At 58.2% G+C, this 16492-nt stretch carries 15 protein-coding genes; 10 read left to right on the top strand and 5 right to left on the bottom strand.

Translation table 11 applies throughout. The annotated features are described in order from the left end of the window. Positions 1–20 precede the first annotated feature (20 nt). From trkA to ACT3T6_RS02715, 4 genes are read left to right on the top strand one after another with little or no spacing between them, the layout of a single operon-like run. Positions 21–1394: a Trk system potassium transporter TrkA gene (trkA, locus tag ACT3T6_RS02730; RefSeq protein WP_172118600.1), complete on the top strand. Its 1374-nt coding sequence runs from the start codon at positions 21–23 to the stop codon at positions 1392–1394. Positions 1395–1409: 15 nt separating this feature from the next. Next, positions 1410–2858, top strand: coding sequence for a TrkH family potassium uptake protein (locus tag ACT3T6_RS02725; RefSeq protein WP_172118599.1), 1449 nt, complete (start codon positions 1410–1412; stop codon positions 2856–2858). A gap of 39 nt (positions 2859–2897) precedes the next feature. Beyond that, positions 2898–4151, top strand: coding sequence for a TraB/GumN family protein (locus ACT3T6_RS02720; protein ID WP_193055265.1), 1254 nt, complete (start codon positions 2898–2900; stop codon positions 4149–4151). After that, on the top strand, positions 4148–5053 hold the full coding sequence (locus ACT3T6_RS02715) for a DMT family transporter (RefSeq protein WP_193055264.1): 906 nt from the start codon (positions 4148–4150) through the stop codon (positions 5051–5053). The genes ACT3T6_RS02720 and ACT3T6_RS02715 overlap by 4 nt, the downstream gene beginning before the upstream one ends. Here ACT3T6_RS02715 and ACT3T6_RS02710 read toward each other — a convergent pair. Beyond that, complete coding sequence (locus ACT3T6_RS02710) at positions 5050–5808, bottom strand: tRNA-uridine aminocarboxypropyltransferase (protein ID WP_193055263.1); 759 nt, start codon at positions 5806–5808, stop codon at positions 5050–5052. The genes ACT3T6_RS02715 and ACT3T6_RS02710 overlap by 4 nt on opposite strands. Before the next feature lie 169 nt (positions 5809–5977). On the opposite strand from ACT3T6_RS02710, the gene bioB reads away from it, so the two are divergent. From bioB to bioA, 6 genes are read left to right on the top strand one after another with little or no spacing between them, the layout of a single operon-like run. Then, positions 5978–7030, top strand: a complete 1053-nt coding sequence (gene bioB, locus ACT3T6_RS02705; protein ID WP_193055262.1) for a biotin synthase BioB — start codon at positions 5978–5980, stop codon at positions 7028–7030. Then, on the top strand, positions 7017–8162 hold the full coding sequence (gene bioF, locus ACT3T6_RS02700) for an 8-amino-7-oxononanoate synthase (protein ID WP_193055261.1): 1146 nt from the start codon (positions 7017–7019) through the stop codon (positions 8160–8162). The genes bioB and bioF overlap by 14 nt, the downstream gene beginning before the upstream one ends. Further along, a complete protein-coding gene (locus tag ACT3T6_RS02695; protein ID WP_193055260.1) occupies positions 8159–8875 on the top strand; it encodes an alpha/beta fold hydrolase in 717 nt (238 codons plus the stop codon). Before bioF ends, ACT3T6_RS02695 begins: the two co-directional genes overlap by 4 nt. After that, on the top strand, positions 8872–9663 hold the full coding sequence (locus ACT3T6_RS02690; RefSeq protein ID WP_193055259.1) for a methyltransferase domain-containing protein: 792 nt from the start codon (positions 8872–8874) through the stop codon (positions 9661–9663). Before ACT3T6_RS02695 ends, ACT3T6_RS02690 begins: the two co-directional genes overlap by 4 nt. Then, positions 9660–10349 carry a dethiobiotin synthase gene (gene bioD, locus ACT3T6_RS02685; protein ID WP_193055258.1) on the top strand — a complete coding sequence of 230 codons (690 nt, stop codon included), beginning with the start codon at positions 9660–9662 and terminating at the stop codon, positions 10347–10349. The genes ACT3T6_RS02690 and bioD overlap by 4 nt, the downstream gene beginning before the upstream one ends. After that, positions 10346–11635 carry an adenosylmethionine--8-amino-7-oxononanoate transaminase gene (gene bioA, locus ACT3T6_RS02680; protein WP_193055257.1) on the top strand — a complete coding sequence of 430 codons (1290 nt, stop codon included), beginning with the start codon at positions 10346–10348 and terminating at the stop codon, positions 11633–11635. Before bioD ends, bioA begins: the two co-directional genes overlap by 4 nt. Positions 11636–11639: 4 nt before the next feature. Here the strand turns inward: bioA and ACT3T6_RS02675 are convergent, their stop codons facing one another. The 4 genes from ACT3T6_RS02675 to ACT3T6_RS02660 form a co-directional block, all read right to left on the bottom strand. Then, complete coding sequence (locus ACT3T6_RS02675; protein ID WP_193055256.1) at positions 11640–12353, bottom strand: SIR2 family NAD-dependent protein deacylase; 714 nt, start codon at positions 12351–12353, stop codon at positions 11640–11642. A gap of 24 nt (positions 12354–12377) precedes the next feature. Then, positions 12378–14132 carry a bifunctional isocitrate dehydrogenase kinase/phosphatase gene (gene aceK, locus ACT3T6_RS02670; RefSeq protein ID WP_193055255.1) on the bottom strand — a complete coding sequence of 585 codons (1755 nt, stop codon included), beginning with the start codon at positions 14130–14132 and terminating at the stop codon, positions 12378–12380. Between the two features lie 116 nt (positions 14133–14248). After that, the gene (gene eutC, locus ACT3T6_RS02665; protein ID WP_193055254.1) at positions 14249–15085 is read right to left on the bottom strand and encodes an ethanolamine ammonia-lyase subunit EutC; all 837 of its coding nucleotides are present in this window, start codon (positions 15083–15085) and stop codon (positions 14249–14251) included. After that, positions 15075–16490, bottom strand: a complete 1416-nt coding sequence (locus tag ACT3T6_RS02660; RefSeq protein ID WP_193055253.1) for an ethanolamine ammonia-lyase subunit EutB — start codon at positions 16488–16490, stop codon at positions 15075–15077. Before ACT3T6_RS02660 ends, eutC begins: the two co-directional genes overlap by 11 nt. Between the last annotated feature and the right edge of the window lie 2 nt (positions 16491–16492).

Genomic DNA, 16492 nt, shown 5'->3' with positions numbered 1-16492 from the left:
AATGGAACCGATGCTCAGTAATGAAAATCATCATTCTCGGCGCCGGCCAGGTCGGCGGCACCCTGGCGGAGCACCTCGCTCGCGAGGAAAATGACATCACCGTTGTCGATACCGACGCCAATAAGCTGCGCGAGCTGCACACCAAGCTCGATATTCGTACCGTCACCGGCGCGGGTTCCTACCCTATCGTTCTGCGGCAAGCTGGCTGCGAAGATGCTGACATGTTAATTGCGGTGACCAACAGCGACGAAGTCAACATGATCGCCTGTCAGGTCGCGCATACGCTGTTCCGCACGCCTACCAAAATTGCCCGTGTGCGCGCCACGCCCTATCTGACTCGCAAGGGGCTTTTTGCCCACGAAGCGATCCCCATTGATGTATTGATCAGCCCCGAACAGGTGGTCACCGATCACGTCCGCCGCTTGATTGAGCACCCCGGTGCGTTGCAGGTGCTGGACTTTGCGGATGGCCTGGTGCAGCTAGTGGCGGTCAAAGCGGTGTATGGCGGGCCACTGGTGGGTCAGGACCTGGCCTTTTTGCGCAGTCATATGCCCAACGTGGATACTCGCGTCGCGGCTATTTATCGGCGTAACCGGCCCCTCATCCCCCGCGGCGACACGGTCATTGAAGCCGACGATGAGGTGTTTTTCCTTGCTGCCAGGAGAGACATTCGCGCGGTCATGAGCGAGCTTCGGCGAATCGAACGGGGCTTTCGCCGCGTCGTCATTGCGGGCGGCGGCAACATTGGCGAACGCTTGGCCGAGCATCTGGAACACAGCCATCAGGTCAAGATTATCGAGCATAGCCTTGAGCGCTGTACCACGCTCTCCGAACGGCTTGACCGCACCGTCGTGCTTCACGGCAGCGCGACCAGCAAGCGGCTTCTGGAAGAAGAGAACATTGAGGACTGCGACATTTTCTGCGCGCTGACCAACGACGACGAAGTCAATATCATGTCGTCGCTGCTAGCCAAACGGCTGGGGGCCAAGAAGGTGCTTACGCTGATCAACAACGCCGCTTACGTAGACCTCGTTCAAGGTGGCGAGATCGATATCGCAATTTCGCCCCAGCAGGCCACCATTGGCAGCCTGTTAACCCACGTACGCCGAGGCGATATCGTCAATGTGCATTCACTACGCCGTGGAGCGGCAGAAGCCATTGAAGCCATTGCTCATGGCGACAAACACTCTTCGAAAGTTGTCGGTCGTACCGTTCGCGAGATCGGCCTGCCCGAAGGCACCACGATCGGAGCGATTGTGCGCGGCAAGGACGTCATTATCGCTCATGGGGATGTCACGGTGGAGAGCGGCGATCACGTGATTCTGTTTGTGATCGATAAGCGCCGCATCCGCGATGTCGAGCGTATGTTCCAGGTCGGTTTGACGTTCTTTTAGGAGCATGCACCTACCATGAGTCTGCGGGTCATTTTACGCATTTTAGGGCTGCTGCTGATGCTGTTCAGCCTGACGATGCTCCCCCCCATTTTGATTTCCCTGTGGTTTCGCGATGGGGTCTGGTACGCATTTATGATCGGTATCGCCATTACGGCGATCACCGGCTTAACCTTGTACCTACCCAACCGCCGTGCCCACAAAGAGCTACGCATCCGTGATGGTTTTTTAATCGCGGCGATGTTCTGGACGGTTCTGGCGCTGTTTGGTTCGCTACCGCTGATGCTGTTTGGCGATACGTCGCTGAGCATTACCGATGCGGTGTTTGAATCATTTTCAGGCCTGACCACGACAGGCGCCACGGTGATTACGGGGATCGACTTTTTGCCCAAATCGATTCTCTACTATCGCCAACAGTTGCAGTGGCTTGGCGGGATGGGGATTGTGGTGCTGGCCGTCGCGATTCTGCCTACGCTTGGGGTCGGCGGCATGGCGCTTTACCGCACCGAAATTCCAGGACCTCTGAAAGACTCCAAACTAACGCCACGAATCACCGAAACGGCCAAAGCGCTTTGGTACATCTACGCCACTCTCACCATGGCCTGCATGGTGGCCTATATGCTGGCCGGCATGGATTGGTTTGATGCCATAGGGCACAGTTTCTCTACCGTGGCGATTGGCGGTTTTTCTACTCATGATGCCAGCATCGGTTACTTCAACAGCGCAGCGATTGAGCTGATTTGCGCGGCTTTTATACTCATTTCCGCGTTCAGTTTTAGCCTGCACTTTATCGCCTGGCGTGAAAAGCGCTTGCTGCACTACTTCCAAGACCCGGAAGCACGCTTTTTAATGCTGTTTCTGGCAGGACTTGTCACGATTACCGCGATTACCCTGTGGCTGACACACACCTACGATACGCTAAGCGGCTTGCGCTACGCGCTTTTCGAGGTGGTGTCCGTCGCGACCACAGCAGGCTTTTCCGTCGCCGACTTCTCGGCCTGGCCTGGCGCTATCCCTTTTTTACTGTTTATTGCCGCTTTTGTGGGCGGCTGCTCCGGTTCAACAGCAGGGGGAATGAAGGTCATCCGGATTATCCTGATTCTCAAGCAGGGCATGCGCGAGGTTATGCGCTTGATCCATCCCAATGCGGTTATCGCGGTTAAAGTCGGCAAAGTGAGTGTACCCGACAGCATCGCCCAGGCCGTTTGGGGGTTCTTCTCCGCCTACGTCATGCTGTTCTTTTTAATGCTGATGGGCGTTATGGCAACCGGCGTGGACCAGGTCACCGCCTGGTCGACCGTGGGATCAGCGCTTAATAACCTTGGCCCGGCACTCGGAGAAGCCAGCGGCAACTACGGCGAGCTACCTGATCTTGCCAAATGGATACTGGTGCTTGCCATGCTGCTAGGCCGCCTGGAAATTTTTACCGTGTTAGTGTTATTTACGCCCGCTTTTTGGCGGCGCTAATTCGGATGATGCCGTTTACTATTTGAGTTGAGACACCTAATGACCCAAGACGACACCACCCCGCTAGCCACGGCGTCTGACGCACTACCCGCCACTAGCGGGCCGCTGAAAACGGTTACCGTGGGCGGCACTACCTACACTTTGCTGGGTACGGCGCACGTGTCGGCACAAAGTGCTGACGATGTAAAAATGCTGGCTGACAGCGGGCTTTATGACGCCGTAGCAATTGAGCTGTGCGACGCCCGCCATCACAGCATGACGAACCCGGATGCCATGGGTGAGCAGGACCTTTTTCAGGTATTCAAGCAGGGCAAAGCGGGTATGGTCGCGGCAAGCCTGGCACTGGGCGCTTTTCAACAGCGTATCGCTGAGCAGTCCGGCATTGAGCCAGGTGCCGAGATGCGCGCCGCGCTTGAAGAGTGCCGTAACCGTAACCTGCCGCTTTTACTGGTTGACCGCGATGTCGGGATAACGCTTAAGCGCATCTACCGCAACGTGCCCTGGTGGCAACGCTTTTCACTCTTTTCAGGCCTGATTGGCAGCGTACTATCGCGCCAGGACGTATCCAAGGAAGAGATCGAAAAGCTAAAAGAAGGCGATATGCTGGAAGCCACGTTTAGCGAGTTTGCCGCTGAATCGGAAGCCCTTTACACCCCGCTGATTCGCGAGCGCGACCGCTACATGGTGCTACGCCTTGCCGAACAGGCGCCGCCTGGGCGCTTCAAGAACGTGTTAGTGGTGCTGGGTGCTGGCCACCTGAAAGGCACCGCTGAGCACCTGGAAGCACCATTACCCGAGAACCCAACGGTAGAACGCGAAGCGCTGGAAGCTTCACCGCCGCCCTCCAAACTCTGGAAAGCCTTGCCTTGGCTGATTACGGCGCTGGTCATTACCGGCTTTGCCATTGGCTTCTCACGCAATACCGATTTGGGTTGGCAGTTGGTGCTGGAGTGGTTCTTGATCAACGGGATTCTGTCCGGCGGGGCGACCCTTATTGCGCTTGCTCACCCGGTCACCGTTATTACCACTTTCTTTGCCGCACCGCTTACCTCGCTTAACCCAACGATTGGGGCCGGTTTTGTCGCCGCCGGGGTGGAGCTTTACATGCGCAAACCCAAGGTGCGCGACTTCGCTTCGCTACGTCAGGATGTCACCCACCTCAAAGGGTGGTGGAAAAACCGGGTGTCGCGCACGCTGCTGGTCTTTATCCTCGCCACGCTCGGCTCAGCCGTGGGCACTTGGGTCGCAGGCTTTCGAATTGTAGGTGCCTTGTTTGGTAGCGGCGCGGCGTGAGTACGCTTAAACGTTCGCCCTGGCAGGCGGATGCCTTGCTACTGCTGGTAACCATACTGGCGGCAGCCGGATGGATTTTCTCCAAGGAAGCGCTTGCCGGTATGCCGCCGATGCTGTTTATCGGCACTCGCTTTTTGCTGGCTGGGCTCATCCTGCTGGGCTTTGCCTGGCCCGCCTTAAGCGCCATGCCAGCACGGCGTATTCGGCGCGGTATTTTTGTGGGTTTTCTGTTTAGCGGCGCCATTGGCTTCTGGATCATGGGGCTTGCGACGTCAAATCACCTGGGCGAAAGTGCGTTTATCAATAGCCTGGGGATATTACTGGTGCCTATCGTTGCCAAGCTGCTGTTTGGCGATAGACCTCCACGCACCACTTGGATCGCCCTGCCCGTTGCTCTGCTGGGCTTCGCGTTGCTTTCCCTTAATGCTGGTTTCAAGGTAGAAACCAGCCAGCTTTTGATGGTCTGCGCAGCACTCTGCTTTGCGTTACTCATCAATATTAATACCCGCGTCGTGCGAAACGTAGCCGCCCTACCGCTCACCACACTTCAGCTGTTATCCGTGGGCACCGTACTAACCCTGGTGTCCTTTATGTTTGAGCGCCAGCCCGTGGCGCTTAACACGTCTATTCTGGGCTGGTTTATGGCCAGTGTTCTATTGGCAAGCGCCCTGCGGTTTTTCCTGCAAATTACCGCCCAGGGAATGACCACGCCAAGCCACGCCTCGGTGGTATTGATGCTGGAAGCGGTATGGACCGCATTATTTGCCGCCTGGTGGTTTGGCGAAGTTATGGCGCCGCTACAGCTACTCGGCTGCGGGCTAATTTTTACCGCCCTGCTGATTAACCGCTGGTACTGGGTGCGCAAGATACTCCTGCGTTGGCTACCCGGCGCTGCCCGCTAGCGACGCTCTTCCCTCTCTTCAACCCCTTCCTTTCGTGCTAACAGGCGCGTCATTGCCTCAGTGGGTTCTGCAATTTTCTTGTAGAACCGGCTGGCGGCGTAGCTATCGTTAAACACATCGAAGTAGTCATCCAGCACGGCCGCCGCGTTGTTGTCGCCCCCTTGGCGCAACAGCTCAATGGCCACCTCTGCCGTACATAAATGCGCTTTCGAGGCGGGCTTACGCAGCCGGTAGCGGGTTTCGCGTTCGGTATGTAACGGCAATACCGGCAACGCATCCAGGTACGCACTCTTGCGAAACATGCGCCGCGCCTGCCGCCATGTACCATCCAGAATGATAAACACAGGAATACGCGATTCCTGTTTGGCGCTGTGTACGGCGTCCATTCCCACCACCCGGTCAGCATAATCGGGCTGGTCATCCGGGAAGATGACAAAGGGCACGTAGCGCGGGTCTGCCAAAAGCTCGGTTAACTGCGCATCCGGCGCCGTTCGATACCAGGTAAATACCTGCGTTTGCGCCAGCACATCCCCTATCAACCGACCCGTATTGGTCGGCTTATAGTGCTCCAACGGATGCGTCAGCAGCCATACCTGGGCGTGGCTTTCGGCCTTCACCTGGTACGGGCAAAGGCAGTTTAGCGCGGGCAAATTACAGCCCTCACAGCGTATGACAAAACTGCCCCGCGCCTTGAACTCTCGACGCGGTGGGCGAGGATGACCAGTGACAGAATCACATTCAGTTGAGGCAGGCATCCGCGCTCCAAAGGTCGTCAACAGGATGAAAAAGGGCGCAGAGTATAAAGCAGTGCTTGATCGTTGACGAATCCATCACCACCGTAAACCTTTTAAATTTTCATAGTTGACATAACAAACGCTTCATCGCTAGAGTCTTGTCAACTTTTTACACAGACATGGTTTACCAATGATCGCGACTGCTGCCCCACGCAATGACTGGACGCTTGAAGAAATCAACGCCCTGTTTGCTCTGCCGTTTAACGATTTGCTGTTCCAGGCCCAGCAGGTGCACCGAGCGCATTTCGACCCTAACGCGGTCCAGGTATCAACCTTGCTGTCGATTAAAACCGGCGCCTGCCCCGAAGACTGTAAGTACTGCCCGCAATCGGGCCACTACACCACACAGCTTGAAAAAGAGAAGTTGTTGGAAATCGAAAAGGTGGTGGAACAGGCCCAGGCCGCTAAGCAAGCTGGCGCCAGCCGTTTCTGCATGGGCGCAGCCTGGCGCAGCCCCCGGGACAAGGACCTGCTCGTTGTCGAAGAGATGGTCCGTCGGGTAAAGGCGCTGGGGCTTGAAACCTGCATGACGTTGGGCATGGTCAACGACCAACAGGCTACCCGTTTGGCAACCGCCGGGCTTGATTACTACAACCACAACCTGGACACGTCCCCCGACTACTACGGCGAAATCATCACCACGCGCACCTACAGTGACCGCTTGGAAACCCTGGCGACTGTTCGTGAGGCGGGCATGAAGGTCTGCTCCGGCGGCATTTTGGGCATGGGGGAAGGTGCTCAGGATAGAAGCGCCCTGCTGCAACAGCTGGCCAAACTCAGCCCGCACCCGGAATCGGTGCCGATTAACATGTTGGTCAAAGTGCCCGGCACGCCACTTGAGAACGTGGAAGATCTCGACCCGCTGGAGTTTATCCGCGCCATTGCCGTCGCGCGCATCATGATGCCCCAAAGCCATGTACGGCTTTCCGCCGGGCGCGAGCAGATGAGCGAATCCACCCAAGCGCTGGCGTTTCTGGCCGGTGCCAACTCCATCTTCTACGGCGACAAGCTGCTAACGACCAGCAACCCCCAGGCCACGCGAGACAGGGCCCTGTTTGCCAAGCTAGGCCTGCATCCAGAAACGCGCGAAACCTGTGAAAGCGAGGCCGCGCAAAGTGAGCGCTTGGCTCAGCAGCAGCTTAACCAGCGCGTCGCTGAGCTTGCGGTGGATGCCAGTGTCTGAAGCGTGGCATCAACGTCTGGCCAATGCGCGAGCGGTTCGTCAGCACGCCCAGCAGTGGCGCACTCGGCGTACCCGACAGCCACACCTGGTGAACTTCGCAGACAATGACTATCTTGGCCTGGCAACCGACCCTCGCGTTCAGGCTGCCCAAGCCGAAGGCGCTCGCCGATTTGGCGCCGGGGCTGGCGCATCGCATCTGGTGAACGGCCACCACGCGATTCACGATGCCCTGGAAGACGCCCTGGCAGCCTGGACAGGCCGCGAGCGGGCCGTGCTGTTCTCCACCGGCTATATGGCAAACCTGGGCGTGCTACAGGCGCTAGCCGATACCCACACGGCCATTTTTCACGACCGGCTCAATCACGCCTCACTGCTGGATGGAAGCGCGCTGAGCGGCGCCCGCTCACGGCGCTACCACCATAACGATAGTGACGACTTGAGCCGCCTGCTGGCGCGCAGCCGCTGTACCCACAAGCTGGTAGTGAGCGACGGTGTCTTCAGCATGGATGGCGATGTGGCCGATATTGAAGCGCTGGTGCGGGTAAGCCAACAGCATGCTGCCTGGCTAATGATTGATGACGCCCACGGCCTTGGTGTTATAGGTAATAACGGCAGTGGCTGTGTGGGCACACACTGGGGAAGTGACCAGGTGCCGATTCTGGTCGGTACACTGGGCAAAGCGCTGGGCACGGCCGGTGCGTTTGTTGCAGGCGATGCACAGTTGATCGACCATCTGACCCAGTTCGCCAGAAGCTATATCTATACCACCGCACAACCGCCCGGCGTTAGCGCCGCGACGCTGGAAGCACTTGCGATTGTCCAGCGCGAGCCCGAGCACCGCCTGCGCCTTGCGCGTCATATAGACTACTTTCGTGAAGAGGCTCTACGGCTGAACCTGCCGCTGGGTGAATCGCGCACGCCCATTCAACCGCTGTATCTGGGAGGCGAGTCGCGCGTGCTGCTGTGGGCCGAAAAGCTGTATCAAGCGGGAATTGACGTTGGCGCAATTCGTCCACCCACCGTGCCCAGGGCTGAGTCTCGCCTGCGCATTACGCTCAGCGCTCGCCATTCGCGTAGTGATATCGACCGGCTTCTCGAAACGCTGGCGGCCTGCCACTTGGAGGCATTATGACGCGCCTGGTACTGCTTTCAGGCTGGGGAATTGACCGGCGAATCTGGCGGCCGCTGCACCCTTACTGGCCCGCCAACGTCGAGGTTGCCGCCGTTGATTGGCCTGGTTACGGCAAGGTTCCTGCACTGCCTGACAACGCCTCCCTGAGTGAGCTTGCCACGGCCATGGCAAGCCGTCTGCCCAGCGATGCGGTTTGGGTCGGATGGTCGCTGGGCGGCCTGCTGGCGACGGCGCTGCTTGACTATCTTCCTGCGCCCCAGGGGCTACTACTGCTGGGAGCAGGTGCCAGGTTCTGCACGCCGGATAGCGCAACGTCAGCAGCGCTTGCCGACTTCCAAGCCATCTTTGCGCACCGTGGCGATGCCGCGTGGCGTCACTTTCTGCGCTGGCAGGCTCAAGGAGAGCCCGCTCCGTATCAGGTTCACGCACAGCTGCGTGCCCTGCTTGGCAGTACGCCCCCGGCAGACCGCACCACGCTTTCTGCAGGCCTTCACTGGCTGGCCACACTGGATAATCGTCGACGCCTAAACACGTCGCCATGCCCAGTGGTTCATCTCGTGGGCGAGCATGACCCGCTGATCAGCGCTATTGAGTGCCAGCGGACGCTAACACTTGAACGCGGCGGCCACTGCCCAATGCTCTCGCAACCAACGCGTTTGGCGTCACTGCTCGCCGCTCAAGCCACTGCGCTATCTGCCAGGGAAATGGCATGAGTTCGATCCCCCCTCAGTTACGGCGGCCCAGCGCCGACTGGCAGGCCCGAGTGGCGCACGCTTTCTCCCGGGCAGCACCGCAATACGATGCACTGGCCAGCGCCCAACGCCATATCGGTGAAACGCTATGGAACGACTTGCCATCTGAGGCTAGCCATATACTCGACCTGGGCTGCGGTACTGGCTATTGGTCGCAGCGACTAGCCGAACGCTACCCCCATGGACACGTCACGGGGCTGGACATTGCGCCGGGCATGCTGGAGCACGCTCGCTCGCGCCACGGCGACCACATTGCCTGGCAGCCAGGCAGTGCCGAGTCGTTGCCCACCCCTCGCTACCTATTCGACCTGGTGTTTTCCAACCTGGCCATTCAGTGGTGTCGCGACACTCTGGCCGTTATGCAGTCGCTGTATCGAGTGCTGGCGCCAGGCGGCCTGGCGTACATCAGTACGCTATTACCCGGCACGTTGGCCGAAGTGGCTTTCGCCTGGCAGCGCTCAAGCGCGCTGTTAACGACGCCCTCCTACCGCCTGGTTAACGGTGCTATTCACAAAAGCGGCCTGCGCTGCACTCACCAAGCGACCCACGTGGAAACCTTCTTTTATCCTGACATCAAGGCCGTTATGGCTTCCATCAAGGGGGTTGGCGCACAAGTGGCCAGGCCCAACGCCATGCTCACCCGGGCGGACCTGGCAGCGGCTGCCACGCGCTTTGAGCAGCTTCGTAAGCGCCAAGGGCTTCCGGTCAGCTATCACTGCCTGAACCTGCAACTGGAGAAACCCCGATGAAGCGCTTTTTTGTTACCGGCACCGACACCGATGCGGGAAAAACGCTGGTCGGGAGCGCGCTTCTTTATGCCGCCCGATGCCAGCAGTTGAGCACCTTAGGGCTTAAGCCCATCGCCTCTGGCAGCTCGCTAACGACGAAAGGGCTGCGCAATGGCGATGCGCTGGCACTGCAGCAGCAGTGTGAACCGCCGGTTGACTACGCCACGGTTAACCCAATGGCCTTTGAGCCTGCGATAGCACCTCACCTGGCCGCACAGGAGGCAGGCCAGATGCTAAGCGTGCCTGAGGTTGCCCACTGGCTGCGTGACACCCTTGGCCAGACGCCGAGGGCGTTCACTCTGATTGAGGGTGCGGGCGGCTGGCGCGTGCCGATCAACGAACAGGAGGATTTTGCCGACATCGCCATCGCGCTGAGGCTGCCGGTGATCCTGGTGGTTGGTTTAAAGCTCGGCTGCCTGAACCATGCCCGCTTAGCGGCCGATGCCATTCGCGCCGACGGTCTGACGCTTGCGGGCTGGGCAGGCAGTGTGATTGACCCCGCCTTTGCGGCGGATACTACCCGTTTCACGCCCAACATGGCCCACCTTAACGCCAGGCTGGCAGCGCCCTGCCTGGGCATTGTGCCGCATTTGACAACGCCCGATGCGGCCACCGCCCACCGCTATCTCTCGTTGGAGGCATTATGAACTCGCCAGTCTGGCACCCCTACGCACACCTTAAAACCCAACCGCCCGCCCCCAGGGTGGTCGGCGGTAGCGGCGCCTATTTTGAGTTGGAAAGCGGCGAGCGCCTGCTGGATGCTACCTGCTCCTGGTGGTGCATGATTCACGGTTACGGCCATCCGCGCCTGGTGGCGGCTATTCGCGAGCAGGCGGAAACACTCTGCCATGTGATGCTCGGCGGGCTCACTCATGACCCCGCCGATCAGTTGGCGCGTGAGCTGGTGCGCGTCACGCCCGACGGGCTTAATCACGTCTTCTACTCTGACAGCGGCTCGGTAGGCATGGAGGTGGCGATGAAAATGGCGCTGCAGTACCACGTGCTTACTGGACAACCAAAAAAGCGCAAAATGCTCTCGCTAATGAAGGCCTATCACGGAGATACCACGGGCTGCATGGCCGTGTGCGACCCAGAAGAAGGCATGCACAGCCTGTTTTCAAGCCTGCTGCCCCAGCACCATTTTGCGCCTGCGCCAATCGCTCCTTTTAACGCAACGCAAGCGCAGGTAGCCGCCGATTTAGATGCGCTAGGCGAGGTGCTTGAGCGTCACCATCAGGACATTGCTGCGCTGCTGATGGAGCCGCTGCTGCAGGCTGCGGGTGGGCTGAACATGACCTCCCCGAACTACTTGCGCGGCGCCCGGGCCCTGTGTGACGCATTTAACGTGGTGCTGATCTTTGATGAGGTTGCCACGGGGTTTGGCCGCACCGGCAAACTATTTGCCGCCGATCACGCCAACGTTAGCCCGGATATCATGGTGCTTTCCAAAGGGCTAACTGGCGGCTATTTGGGCCACGCCGCCACGCTTGCGACCGACCGCATTCACGACGCTTTTATCGGTGACAGCGCACACCACGCTTTTATGCACGGCCCAACGTTTATGGGCAACCCCTTGGCGTGCCGGGTAGCGCTGGAAAGCCTGGCGGTATTTGAAGAGGAAAACTATCCTGGCAAAATAGCGCTCTTAAACCGGTTACTGTGCCGCACCTTACTGGAGGATCAAGCGCTCATGGCGCACCCAGAGGTTGCCGATGTGCGCATACTGGGCGCCACGGCCGTTATTGAAGCGCACTCGGAAGCAGCGTTAACAGGCGTTGCCACATTTGCTCGCGAGCAGGGTGTTTGGCTACGCCCGATCGGGCGCTGGCTATATACCATGCCCGCCTATATTACCTCTGAGCAGCAGATAACCCACATTACCGATGTCATGAAGGCCTGGTTTCTGAAATCGTCACCTCGCTTGTCAGGCTAAAGCGTTAAGGCAGTGTTAGCGCGCCTTCTCTTTTCCAGCGCTCTACCAGCGCGGGCACGCCTTCCCCGGCAGTAGCATTAATCGCCAGTACGCCAGGTGGGCTTAAGTCATCGGCATCCGGGTCAACCAGTGCGCAGGGCGTGTCGTAGTCGATATACGAGAGCAGTGAAGCGGCGGGCATCACCGCAAGCGAGGTTCCGACGACCAGCAAAAAATCCGCTTGGCTGGCTAGTTCGCAGGCCTCTTCAAACAGCGGCACGGCCTCGCCAAACCAGACCACGTCAGGGCGCAGCTGGCTGCCCTTATCGCACAGATCACCCAACGCAATACCGCCTTTAACGAGCGGATAGCGCATGCGCTCATCCGCGCTGGAGCGGGCATTTAAAATTTCGCCATGCAAATGGATCACATCGCTGGAACCTGCCCGCTCATGTAGATCATCAATATTTTGAGTGATAACGGTGACCTTGAACCCCGCCTGCTCCAGGCTTGCCAGCGCCCTGTGCGCGGCATTGGGTTGGGCACTGCGAATCTGCTCTCGGCGTTGATCATAAAACGTCAGTACGCGCTGGGGGTCGCGCTGCCAGCCTTGCGGCGTTGCCACCTCTTCAACCGGGTGGTCTTCCCATAAGCCATCGCTTGCGCGGAATGTCTTGATACCACTTTCGGCGCTGATCCCCGAGCCGGTAAATACCACCAGATGGCGCGCTGTCGTCATGATTACCTCGCTGCTTTACCGCGGTTACTGTGCAGCGTCTACAAAGCGCTGCTCGTTTCCATAAGGGTACACGTCAATGATACGGCCATCGACAATGGCCTGCTGCAAGCCCTGCCAGTAGCGGACCTCAAACAGCTCCGGGTGAAGCTGTTTAAACACCCGCAGCCGCTCCGGGTTAGCAAACATGAACGGGCCAAACTCCTCGGGAAAGATATCGTTCGGGCCAATGGAGAAGCTTTCATTTCCACCGCTCAGGTAATCGTCACCACTTGCGGCCGGGATAGCGCGAAAGTGGCACTCAGTGAGGTAACACACCTCATCGTAGTCGTAAAAAATCACCCGTCCCTGGCGCGTAACGCCAAAGTTTTTGAGCAACATATCGCCTGGGAAAATATTGGCGGCGGCCATCTGCTTGATGGCATCGCCATAGTCCTTGAGCACCGCTAACTGCGCCTCATCATCACACTGCTCCAGATAGATATTCAGCGGCGTCATCATGCGCTCGGTATAGCAGTGTTTGATGACGACTTTCTCGCCTTTCAGCGTCACGGTAGAGGGGGCAACTTCCAACAGGTGAGCCAAGCATTCCGGGTCGAAATGATCGTTATGCACGGTGAAGTTAGAAAATTCCTGAGTATCGGCCATGCGGCCTACCCGGTCGTGGCGCTTCACCAAATGATACTTTTCGCGCACGATATCAGGTGTCACGTCCTTGGCAGGGTCAAAGGTGTCTTTAATGATCTTGAATACCGTACGCGCACTTGGCAGTACAAACACGGCCATCACCATCCCGCGCACGCCGGGGGCGATAATAAACACGTCCTCGCGCTTAGCGACCTGCTGATTAAGCGCGCGAAAGAACTCGGTTTTGCCATGTTTAAAAAAGCCAATCGCCGCGTAAAGCTCACCAGCTGGCTTATGGGGCATTAGGCGCTGCAGGTAACCCACACACTCATTCGGCACCGCGACATCCACCTGAAAATACGCCCGGCTGAACGAGAAGATAATGGCTACATCGTCAGGCGTAATCAGTACGGTATCCAGATGAAGCCGGGGGACGCCCTCAGTGTTCTGCTCGGCATGCTCCTGGTGGCGTACCGGCAAGACCAGCGGCACTTGTTCCCCGCCGCCGGTGACTCGTCCCACCAGGTATGCCCCTTTATTGCGGTAAAAAACGCTGTGAAGCAGCTCTATAGCGGCGTCCTTGGCCTGCCATATAGTGCCTGGCAACGTTTTGTTTAATAGCGCGGCACCCAAGCGAGTATCTCGTGCCATATCGGCAAACGGGTTGTGCAAGGCAGCGCCTTCCAGTGCCCAGCGCAAAGCCGCCTGCCAATCCCCATCAATTGAACGGCGTCGGCACAACTCAATGCCTGAACGCTGCGCGGCCTCCTTTCGAGAGCTGATCACAAACATCCACTCATTGCGAATATGGCGATGCTTGAAAATGGCGCAAAAGAGCGAGTTAAAAAAGGTTTCGGCCAGTTCAACATCCAGCCGCGGACGAATTAGCTCGGCATAGTGGCTACGCGCTTCACGCCAGACCTCGCAATGGGTTAATAACTCATTTGAAAATGTACGCTTGAGACGTTCAACCGCGTCATCCACCTGCTGCTGATAGAGATTAATCCGCGCAATGGACGCTTGCTGGCTCTCCCGCCAGGCACCTTCTTGAAAACGGCGCTGAGCATCCAGCGTGATCGCTTTAAAGCGGGTTCGGTACGCTTCAAAGCCATGCAAAATGGTCGCGGCCAAGCGATAGGCAGGCGTGGTGTTCACAAGCGGGACTCTTGTCGCTTTTTGATCAGCCTATAGGATGAAACGCCATGAAGCCATTCAGCAAAGGCGCTTTATTGAATAAGTGAGTAGCCTCTTCACGTCGTGCGGTATAAGCGCTAATCAGCGACCAAAAAGTTTTTCGTTGCGCCCGAGGCGGCTGCGTCGCCTTCAAATACGCCGTCTTCACTGCGATCTTTTAATTTAACGCCCGATACTTTCAGCTTACGGGCGTCTTTGAGCAGTAAAAAGAGCCGCCGAGCTGCCTCCTGCATGTTCAAGCCCGCTGGGCGCACGTTGGAAATGCAGTTGCGCCGGTCATCCTTAAGCCCCGGCTCGGGCGCCCAGGTCATGTAAAGCCCGAGGCTATCCGGCGAGCTCAGCCCGGGCCGCTCACCGATCATCACCAGTACCGCATCGGCATTGAGCAGCGCGCCAATTTCATCGCCAATCGCCACCCGACCCTGCTCGACGATAGCGAGCGGCGCTAACTGCCACGCAGCGTTGTCCTGCTCAAACTGCTGATACAGCGCTTTTAAAAATGGCTGGCTGTTCTGCTGGACCGCCAGAGCAGAAAGTCCATCGACGATCACCACAGCCAGATCCACGCGTGATGGCGACGTTTGGGCATTGTGTAAGCGCTCCCGCGAATCATCATTTAACCGGCGGCCAACATCGGGGCGCTGGAGATACATGGCTCGGCCCTCCACTTGGCTGTGCAAGCGAAGCGGCTCATGTTCAAGCGCAAAGGCTTCTTGCAACTGCTGAGCCAGCGCTTCGACATCCAGCGGGGCATGCACCGCATCCTGCGCCTGAGCGTGGGCCAATTGAAACTCCAGCAGCTTACCGGTAGGCAGGCTGACGCCCGCCCGGCCCAAGCCGATACGCGCATCGGTAAATGCACGCAGCCGTTCCCAAGGGTTCTCTACAACAATAGGCGTTGGGTTAGATGTCATGGCGTGGCTCCCTGGGCAGGTGGCGCAGGCTGTTAGCGAACGCAGCGGGCACCTGGTCGTTTAGCGTGTGTGTTTTCACATCGTTGAAAATCTGCATCTCATCAAGCCAGCGCTCAAACTCCGGCGCGGCTTTTAGCCCAAGCACGCGGCGGGCGTAGAGCGCGTCGTGAAACGAGGTGGTCTGGTAATTGAGCATAATGTCGTCAGACCCCGGTATGCCCATCACGAAATTGCAGCCCGCTACGCCCAACAGGGTCAGCAGGTTGTCCATATCGTTCTGGTCGACTTCAGCATGGTTGGTGTAGCAAACATCACAGCCCATGGGCACGCCCAAAAGCTTGCCGCAGAAATGGTCCTCAAGCCCGGCCCGGGTGATCTCTTTACCATCGAACAAGTACTCGGGGCCGATAAACCCCACCACCGTATTGACCAACAACGGGCTGAATTTGCGCGCCACCGCATAGGCACGCACCTCGCAGGTCTGCTGGTCAAGCCCATGATGAGCATCCGCGGAGAGCGAACTGCCCTGGCCGGTTTCAAAGTACATGACGTTGCGCCCCACCGTGCCCCGGTTAAGCGACTGGGCAGCCGCTTCGGCTTCAGCAAGCGTGCTTAAATCAAACCCGAAGCTGCGGTTGGTGGCTTCAGTGCCGCCTATCGATTGAAACACCAGGTCCACCGGGGCACCCTGCTCAATGGCTTCCAGCGTATTGGTCACATGGGTAAGCACGCAGGACTGGGTGGGAATCTGGTACTTCTGAATCACGTCATCCATTAAGCGCATCAGCTTAACGCTTTGAGCCACGTTATCGGTGGCTGGATTAATCCCGATCACCGCGTCACCGCTGCCATACAGCAGGCCATCCAGAATACTCGCCGCAATGCCGGTGACATCGTCCGTCGGGTGGTTGGGCTGTAGCCGGGTAGAAAGCCGCCCGGGCAGGCCGATGGTATTACGAAAAGCCGTGGTAACTCGGCACTTTCTGCCCACCAGAATCAGATCCTGATTGCGCATCAGCTTACTGACCGCCGCGGCCATTTCCGGCGTAATGCCTGGGCGAACGGCGGTGAGCACTTCTGAAGTTGCCTGATCCGAGAGCAGCCAGTTACGAAAATCCCCTACCGTTAAATGCCGAAGGGGCGCAAAGGCCTCGGCGTCATGCTCATCGATAATCAGCCGGGTGATTTCATCGTGTTCGTAGGGGATCAGAGCGTCGTTCAAGAAGGTGGTTAACGGCAGTTCCGCCAACACCATCTGTGCCACCACGCGCTCCTCAGCGCTTTCGGCAATTACACCCGCTAAACGATCACCCGAACGCGCGGGGGTCGCTTTGGCCATCAGTTCGGTCAGGCTTTTAAAGCGATAATGGCGGCTGCCTACTGTCGTTTGAAAGGTCTGGGCCATGG

The sequence above is a fragment of the Halomonas sp. 72 genome (genome assembly GCF_052379785.1).
GTDB lineage: Bacteria > Pseudomonadota > Gammaproteobacteria > Pseudomonadales > Halomonadaceae > Vreelandella > Vreelandella citrativorans.
The sequence above is the reverse complement of the archived record's forward strand: the minus strand, read 5'-3'. Positions and strand labels throughout refer to the sequence as shown.

Coding starts and splice junctions, on each gene's coding strand:
- trkA (WP_172118600.1), top strand. CDS start 21: ATGAAAATCATCATTCTCGGCGCCGGCCAGGTCGGCGGCACCCTGGCG.
- ACT3T6_RS02725 (WP_172118599.1), top strand. CDS start 1,410: ATGAGTCTGCGGGTCATTTTACGCATTTTAGGGCTGCTGCTGATGCTG.
- ACT3T6_RS02720 (WP_193055265.1), top strand. CDS start 2,898: ATGACCCAAGACGACACCACCCCGCTAGCCACGGCGTCTGACGCACTA.
- ACT3T6_RS02710 (WP_193055263.1), bottom strand. CDS start 5,808: ATGCCTGCCTCAACTGAATGTGATTCTGTCACTGGTCATCCTCGCCCA.
- bioB (WP_193055262.1), top strand. CDS start 5,978: ATGATCGCGACTGCTGCCCCACGCAATGACTGGACGCTTGAAGAAATC.
- bioF (WP_193055261.1), top strand. CDS start 7,017: ATGCCAGTGTCTGAAGCGTGGCATCAACGTCTGGCCAATGCGCGAGCG.
- ACT3T6_RS02695 (WP_193055260.1), top strand. CDS start 8,159: ATGACGCGCCTGGTACTGCTTTCAGGCTGGGGAATTGACCGGCGAATC.
- ACT3T6_RS02690 (WP_193055259.1), top strand. CDS start 8,872: ATGAGTTCGATCCCCCCTCAGTTACGGCGGCCCAGCGCCGACTGGCAG.
- bioD (WP_193055258.1), top strand. CDS start 9,660: ATGAAGCGCTTTTTTGTTACCGGCACCGACACCGATGCGGGAAAAACG.
- bioA (WP_193055257.1), top strand. CDS start 10,346: ATGAACTCGCCAGTCTGGCACCCCTACGCACACCTTAAAACCCAACCG.
- ACT3T6_RS02675 (WP_193055256.1), bottom strand. CDS start 12,353: ATGACGACAGCGCGCCATCTGGTGGTATTTACCGGCTCGGGGATCAGC.
- eutC (WP_193055254.1), bottom strand. CDS start 15,085: ATGACATCTAACCCAACGCCTATTGTTGTAGAGAACCCTTGGGAACGG.
- ACT3T6_RS02660 (WP_193055253.1), bottom strand. CDS start 16,490: ATGGCCCAGACCTTTCAAACGACAGTAGGCAGCCGCCATTATCGCTTT.